At 66.2% G+C, this 7,403-nt stretch carries 7 protein-coding genes; 5 read left to right on the top strand and 2 right to left on the bottom strand.

Annotation, left to right across the window (positions count from 1 at the left end):
• Window positions 1–36 precede the first annotated feature (36 nt).
• Window positions 37–765, top strand: a complete 729-nt coding sequence (locus GTP44_RS22880; RefSeq protein ID WP_160989713.1) for a sensor histidine kinase — start codon at window positions 37–39, stop codon at window positions 763–765.
• Here GTP44_RS22880 and GTP44_RS22885 read toward each other — a convergent pair.
• Both GTP44_RS22885 and GTP44_RS22890 read right to left on the bottom strand, forming a co-directional pair.
• Window positions 752–2,053, bottom strand: coding sequence for an NAD(P)/FAD-dependent oxidoreductase (locus GTP44_RS22885; RefSeq protein ID WP_161021235.1), 1,302 nt, complete (start codon window positions 2,051–2,053; stop codon window positions 752–754). The two genes, GTP44_RS22880 and GTP44_RS22885, sit on opposite strands and share 14 nt — an antisense overlap.
• 32 nt (window positions 2,054–2,085) lie before the next feature.
• Window positions 2,086–2,550 carry a hypothetical protein gene (locus GTP44_RS22890; protein ID WP_161021236.1) on the bottom strand — a complete coding sequence of 155 codons (465 nt, stop codon included), beginning with the start codon at window positions 2,548–2,550 and terminating at the stop codon, window positions 2,086–2,088.
• 138 nt (window positions 2,551–2,688) lie between these two features.
• On the opposite strand from GTP44_RS22890, the gene GTP44_RS22895 reads away from it, so the two are divergent.
• Genes GTP44_RS22895 through GTP44_RS22910 form a run of 4 tightly spaced genes read left to right on the top strand, consistent with a single transcriptional unit; the run spans window position 2,689 to window position 7,272 of the window.
• Window positions 2,689–3,123, top strand: a complete 435-nt coding sequence (locus GTP44_RS22895) for a MarR family winged helix-turn-helix transcriptional regulator (protein WP_160989710.1) — start codon at window positions 2,689–2,691, stop codon at window positions 3,121–3,123.
• The gene (locus GTP44_RS22900; RefSeq protein WP_161021237.1) at window positions 3,120–4,658 is read left to right on the top strand and encodes an MDR family MFS transporter; all 1,539 of its coding nucleotides are present in this window, start codon (window positions 3,120–3,122) and stop codon (window positions 4,656–4,658) included. Before GTP44_RS22895 ends, GTP44_RS22900 begins: the two co-directional genes overlap by 4 nt.
• Before the next feature lie 10 nt (window positions 4,659–4,668).
• Window positions 4,669–6,114: an efflux transporter outer membrane subunit gene (locus tag GTP44_RS22905; protein ID WP_229257041.1), complete on the top strand. Its 1,446-nt coding sequence runs from the start codon at window positions 4,669–4,671 to the stop codon at window positions 6,112–6,114.
• Window positions 6,115–6,123: 9 nt separating this feature from the next.
• The gene (locus GTP44_RS22910) at window positions 6,124–7,272 is read left to right on the top strand and encodes an HlyD family secretion protein (protein WP_161021238.1); all 1,149 of its coding nucleotides are present in this window, start codon (window positions 6,124–6,126) and stop codon (window positions 7,270–7,272) included.
• Window positions 7,273–7,403: the final 131 nt, after the last annotated feature.

The following is a 7,403-nucleotide window of genomic DNA, read 5'->3' on the forward strand; positions in this document are numbered from 1 at the left end:
CTATTCAGCGCTATTCAGATTAACAAGAGAACATCCATGTCCCTACCGGCACCGCAAGACCAACCCACTGCGCAGCAGGACGCCCTGCGTAGCGCCGACCTGAGCGAACTGCTCGGCCACGTCCACACCTGCTGGGACAACGAGCGCCGCTCCTTGTCGCGCCAGTTGCACGACAGCCTCGGCTCGTCGCTGACGGCGCTGACCATGCACCTCGGTTTGCTGATGCAAAAGCTGCCGCCCGACCAGGCGCTGCAGGACCGCGCCGGCCACATGAAAAAACTGCTGGGCCAGATCGTCGAGACCAACCGCCAGATGCAGCTCAAGCTGTGGAACGACAAGCTGGAGTTTCTCGGCGTGCGCGTCGCGCTCGATGAGCTGGTGACGCAGTTCGGCGAGCAGCACGGCATCACCGCCCGCTGCAGCCTGCCGGAGGAAGAACTCGACTGCCCGCGCAGCCACGGCATCGTGCTGCTGCACACGCTGGAGGAAGCGCTGCGCAATATCGCCCTGCACGCGCAGGCGAGCGAAGTCGATGTCATCGTCGACGACAACGAGGATGAGGTGATGCTGACGGTGAAGGACAACGGTGTCGGCCTCAGTGGGCCGGTGCCGGCCGGCCAGTCGGCCGGCAAGTTCGGTCTGCGCATGGCGCGCGAGCGCGCCGCCTACCTGGGTGGCACGCTGACGCTGGCGGCGGGCGTCGATGGCGGTGTCACACTCACCATGATCCTGCCGAAGCCGCCACCGCCAACTAATGCAGCTTGACCAGCGGCGTGCTGCGCTTGATCAGGAAGCGCGCCAGCGCCAGCACGCCGGTGCGCACCGTGCCCAGCACGGCCTTGTGGTGCATCAGGTGCAGGCTGACATACATCATGCGCGCCACAAAGCCGTCGACGAACCAGCTTAAGCCCTTCAGCGAACCCATCAGGCTGCCGACCGAGGTGGTCTGACCGAACGACACCAGCGAGCCGTAGTCGCGATACACATACGGCTTGCTCTGCGGCGCCTGGTGCTTGTGCTGGCGCAGGAAGGTCTCGACCAGGTAATCGGCCATCTGGTGCGCGGCTTGCGCGCGCGGCGGCACCAGCTTGCCGTCCGGCCCGACGCAGGCGGCGCAGTCGCCCAGCGCGTAAATGCCGGTGCAGCCCTTGACCGCCAGCGTGCCATCCACATCCAGCTGACCCGACTTGGTGGTGGGCAGCCCCAGCTGCCGCAGGAAATCCGGTGCCTTGATGCCGGCCGCCCAGACCACGATCTGCGCCGGATAGACGGTGTCGCCGGCGGTCACGCTGGCGCCGTCGATGGCGGTGACGCGGGTGTCGGTGACCACGCTGACGGCGCGCTCGCGCAGCAGCTCCAGCGCGGCGGCCGAGACTTTTTCCGGCAGCGGCGCCAGAATGCGCGGCGCGCCCTCCAGCAAGGTGATGCGCACATCACGCTCGGCCTGCAACTGGCGGAAACCATAGGTGGCATAGACGTCGCTGGCCTCGCGCAGCTCGGCGGCCAGCTCGACCCCGGTGGCGCCGCCGCCGATGATGACCACGTCCACGCCGGCATCCGGCTGCACGCTCTTCTTCAGCTCCGCCAATGTCAGCAGCTTGAGCAGCGTCAGGCGGAAGCGTTCAGCGTCCTCGGTGGCGTTCAGCGAAATGGTGTGCTCGGCGGCGCCGGGCACGCCGAAATAATTGGACGTGCTGCCGACCGCCATCACCAGTTGCTCGAAGCGAATCTGGCGTTCCGGCAGGATCTGTTCCTTGTGCTCGTCGCCGCTGTCAATCGCGCCGACCGCCAGCACGCGCCGCTCGGCGTCCAGCGCCAGCATCGGGCCATAAACGAAGGTGAAATGGTTGTCGTGCGCCAGCATTTGATACGACAGGCCCTCCTGGTGCACATCCAGCGTGCCGGCCGCCACCTCGTGCAGCGACGGCTTCCAGATGTGGAACAGACGACAATCGACCAGCATCACGGCCTGCGGCCCCAGCTTGCGGCCCAGTTTACAGGCCAGTTCCAGCCCTCCGGCTCCGCCGCCAACAATAACGATTTGACTTTGCAATAGCTTCTCCTGTGGCGGCGGATGCCGCCGGGTTATCGGTCGCGCCCGTGGCCGTTGCCATGGCCATTGCCGTGGCCTCTGCCCGGTCCGCGGTCGTCACGGCGGTCGTCATAACGGTCGTCGCGGCGGTCGTCACGGTCGTGACGCGGGCCGCCATGACGTTCACGGTAGCGCGGCACGTATTGTTGGTTATACCAGCCATCCTGGACGAAATACACTCGCTGACCGCAGGCGTGATACGCCCGGCAATGTTTCTTCCAATTTTTCGCGTGCCCAGGCGGCACGTGCAGGTAGATCGGCGCGGCCTCGACATAGCGCACCGGCCGCTCGATGATCACCGGCTGCGGATAGATCAGTTGCGGCGCCGGATAACTATTACCGATATCGATGCGCCCATAAAAACCGGGTTGGCCCACGCTGACCGAGACAGCGGTATTGGAGGCCAACGCGGAAGCAGACAGCGCCAGCAGGCTGGCGGCGAGGAACATGGCTTTCATGATGAGTCTCTACTAGAAGAGCGAACTTGCTCACCATCCAGCATAGTAAACTGTTTGAAGAATGTCTGTGCGCTGTCGAACATATCTTACCTGTGCTAAACTAATAGTTCGATACCTAATGTTTAGTCTTGAAATCATATGCTCTCGATAGAAGAACGATTCTCCGCCGCCCTGCACGGTTCCGCCCGCGCCTGGCGGCTGGCGATCGACCGCCGCCTCAAGCACCTGGGACTGAGCCAGGCCAGTTGGATGGCCATTGCCCTGACCGCCAAGGAAACCGAACCGCCGTCGCAAACCCGGCTGGCCGCGCGCGCCGGCGTGGAAGACCCGACCATGGTGGCCACCGTCGATCGCCTGGTCAAAGCCGGCTACATGGTGCGCACGCCATCCGAGACCGACCGCCGCGTCAAGCTGCTGAGCCTGACGCCGGCCGGTCAGGAGGTCTATCAGTCGGTGTGGCAGGAAGCGCAAGCGGTGCGCCGTGAGCTGCTGGGCCACGTCGATCCCGACATGCTGCGCAACGTCACCCACTTTCTCGAAGCTATTCAGGCCAATATCGAGTCGCTGCCATGAGCTCCGCCACCGCTCCGTCTGCCGCCACCGACGACGGCCTCAACCGCCGCATGATCACGGTGTCCATCATGCTGGCCACCGTGATCCAGGCGCTCGACGGCACCATCGCCAACGTCGCGCTGCCGCACATGCAGGGCAGCCTGTCGGCCTCGCAGGACCAGATCACCTGGGTGCTGACCTCCTTCATCGTCGCCGCCGCCATCGCCACGCCGCTGACCGGCTGGCTGTGCGACCGCTACGGCCTGAAGAACATTTTCCTCACCTCGGTGGCCGGCTTCACCATCGCCTCGGTGCTATGCGGCCTGGCCGGTTCGCTCAGCCAGATCGTCATCGCCCGCCTGCTGCAAGGCGTCTTCGGCGCGGCGCTGGTGCCGCTGTCGCAGGCCACGCTGCTGGACATCAACCCGCGCGAAAAGCATGGCTCGGCCATGGCGGTCTGGGGCATGGGCGTGATGATCGGGCCGATTCTCGGCCCCACCCTGGGCGGCTGGCTGACCGACAGCTACAACTGGCGCTGGGTATTCTTCATCAACGTGCCGATCGGCGCGATCGCCTTCTACGGCATCTGGCGCTACATCCGCAAGAGCGACGCGCCGCGCAAAATGCGCTTCGACGCCTTCGGCTTCGCCACACTGAGCCTGGCCATCGGCGCGCTGCAAATGCTGCTCGACCGCGGCGAGCAGAACGACTGGTTCAACGCCACCGAAACCTGGGTGGAAGCCATCATCCTGGCGCTGAGCTTCGCCTGGTTTGTCGCGCACACGGCCACCCGTCCCGCCGGCAAATCCTTTTTCGATTACCGGCTGCTGCGCAATGCCAACTACGTCAGTGGCCTGTTGTTTATCTTCGTGGTGGGCGTGGTGCTGTTCGCCACGCGGGCGCTGACCCCGACCATGCTGCAAGGGCTGATGGGCTATCCGGCCAAGATCGCCGGCCTGGTCACCGCGCCCAGCGGCCTCGGCACCATGCTCGCGATGATGTTCGTCGGCCGGCTGGTCGGCAAGATCGATCTGCGCGTGCTGCTGGGGACCGGCTTTCTGATCACCGCCTTCTCGCTGTGGCAGATGTCACGCTACACGCTGGTGCTGTCGCAGAGCGACATCATCTGGCCGGGCGTGATCCAGGGCCTGGGCCTGGGCATCGTGTTCGTGCCACTGAGCGCGGCGACGTTCGCCACGCTGACGCCGGCGTTGCGCGCCGAAGGCACGGCGATCTACAGCCTGGTGCGTAACATCGGCAGCTCGATCGGCATCGCGCTGGTGCAAACGCTGCTGGTGCGTAACACGCAGACCGTGCACGCGTCGCTGACGGAACACATCACCGCCACCAATCCGGCGCTGCTGGACAACCTGGCCACGCCGGAGGCCGCCGCCGCGCTGAACAACGAGATCACGCGCCAGGCGTCGATGATCGCCTACGTCGACGATTTCTGGCTGATGTTTATTTTGACGCTGTGCGTGATACCGCTGCTGGTGCTGGTCAAGCCACCGGCCAGGAGCGCGCCGGTGGACACCGCCCACGCGGCAATGGATTAAGGACCGACACATGAAAGCACGATTACACCCCGCCCTGGCGAGCATGGCCATGGCGATCACCCTGGCGCTGGCCGGCTGCGCCAGCATCGCGCCGGACACGCACCCGCTGCCCAAGCGCGACATCGCCAGCGCCGAACTCTCGGCCGGCATCAAGCTGGCGCAGGAAGGCTGGCCGGAGGCCCAGTGGTGGACCGCCTACCATGACGACCAGCTCAACGCCATCGTCAAGCAGGCGCTGGCCGGCGGGCCGTCGCTGGACGTGGCGGCGGCGCACATCGGCAGCGCGCGCGCCACGCTGTCGCGCACGCTGGCGGACCTCGGTCTGGAAAGCGCGCTGTACGCCAACGCCAACCGCCAGCGCTACTCGGGCACCGGCCTGTTCCCGGCGCCGATCGGCGGCAGCTGGTTCACCACCGAAACGTTGCGCCTCGACCTGCACTACAACTTCGACTGGTGGGGCAAGAACCGCGCGCAGGTGGCCGCCGCCGTCGGCGAGCTCAATGTTGGCCGCGCCGCCTACGCCGAAGCCGAGCAGGCGCTGGCCGCGTCGATCACGCAAAGCTACTTCCGTCTGCAAGGCGCATGGGCGCGGCTGGCGAACACCGAACAACTGGCGGCCACGCAAGCGGCGCTGGTGCAGGACAAGGCCAAGCGCATCGCGCGCGGCCTGGCGAACGCCGACGAACAGCGCGCCGCCGAAGCGGAGCTAAGCCTGATCCGCAAGCAGCAGGCGCAACTCACGTCGGACATCGCGCATGAACGCGAAGCGCTGCGCGCGCTGGCCGGCGCCGACAACACCGCGCTGGCGACGCTGAAGCCGGTGGCGCTGACGGCCACGCCGCACAAGCTGCCGGCCCGCCTCGGCCTCGAACTGCTGGCGCGCCGCCCGGACCTGCAGGCCGCGCGCTGGCAAGTGGAAGCCTCGCTGAGCAAGATCGACGCCGCCAAGGCCGCGTTCTACCCGGACATCAACCTGACCGGCTCGATCGGCCTGGATACGATCAAGGTCGAAAACCTGCTGCAGGCGGCCAGCCGCACCGCCTACCTGGGCCCGACGCTGACGCTGCCGCTGTTCGACAGCCGTCGCCTGGACGCGCAACTGGACGGCGCCCGCACCAACCGCAACGAACGCATCGCCGAATACAACCAGACCATCGTCGCAGCGGTGCGCGAGGTGGCGCAGGGCGGCGCACAACTGCAAGGGATCGAACAGCAGATCACGCAACAGACGGCGGCCACGGCGGCGGCGCGCGCGCAACTGGCATCGGCACAGGCGCGGCTCGACCACGGCCTGGCCAACAACAGCAGCCTGCTGACCGCGCGCCAGGCGCTGCTCAAGCAGCAGGACGCCGACCTCTATCTGCAACAAGTACAACTGCTGGCCGAAGTCGCGCTGACCAACGCGCTGGGCGGCGGCTATCACGAACAAGCGCCACTGGCGACTGCCTCCCAATAGGACCCCATCATGAGCACCGACACCACCCAACCGAACGAAAAAAAACGCAAAGTCTTGCTGGCCGGGATCACGCTGGCCTTCATCGCCGCCGGCATCGCCTACGCGGCGTACTACCAGATCGTGCTATCGAAAGTGCAGGAGACCGACAACGCCTACGTCGGCGGCAACCTGGTCAACCTGTCATCGCAAGTGAACGGCAACGTCACCGCCATCCGCGCCGACGAAACGCAGATGGTGCAAGCGGACGCGCCGCTGATCGAGCTGGACGGCACCGACGCCGACATCGCCCTGCGGCAGGCCGACGCCAGGCTGGGCGCCGCCGTGCGCCAGCAGCGCCAGCGCTACGCCGACGTGGCGCAGTACGACGCCACCATCGCGCTGCGCAAGCTGCAACTGAAGAACGCCGAAGACGACCTGGCGCGCCGCAAGCCGCTAGCGGCCGACCACACCGTCTCCGGCGAAGAAGTCGACCACGCGCGCCAGGCCGTTGAAGACGCCCGCGCCGCGATCGCCGTCGCCGTGAAGCAGGAAGAAGCGGCCAAGGCCGGCGTCAGCGGCGTGAGCATCGCGCAACACCCGGCGGTGCAGGCGGCCAAGGCCGACTACGTCCAAGCCTGGGTGGCGGCGCGCCGCAACACCATTCTGGCGCCGGTGTCGGGCTACGTGGCCAAGCGCAGCGTGCAGATCGGCGCGCGCGCGACGCCGGGCGCCGCGCTGATGGCGATCGTGCCGCTGGACCAGCTATGGGTGGACGCCAACTTCAAGGAATCGGAACTGAAGAACATCCGCGTCGGCCAGCCGGCCAAGGTGGAAGCCGACATGTACGGCAGCAAGGTCGAATTCCACGGCCGCGTGGTCGGCTTGTCGGCCGGCACCGGCAGCGCCTTCTCGCTGCTGCCGGCGCAGAACGCCAGCGGCAACTGGATCAAAGTCGTGCAGCGTCTGCCGGTACGCATCGCGCTGGACCCGAAAGAACTGCAAGCGCACCCGTTGCGGATCGGCCTGTCGACCACCGTCTCGGTCGACATCAGCAAGACTGATGGCCAGGTGCTCGGCGCCGCGATGCCGCAGAAGCCGGTCTACACCACGCAAGCGCTGACGCAGCCACTGCAACAAGCCGCCACCGCCGCCGACGCCATCATCGCCAGCAACATGTAAACCCGGTGTCAGGTCTGACAATCGCACACGGGCTCAACTGCTACGCAGTTGAGCCCGTGTGCGATTGTCAGACCTCGTATATTGAATCTACCGCGCCATCGCCGGATAATGTGGAGGTGGCAACGGTCAGG

It is taken from the genome of Duganella lactea (assembly GCF_009857505.1).
GTDB lineage: Bacteria > Pseudomonadota > Gammaproteobacteria > Burkholderiales > Burkholderiaceae_D > Rugamonas > Rugamonas lactea.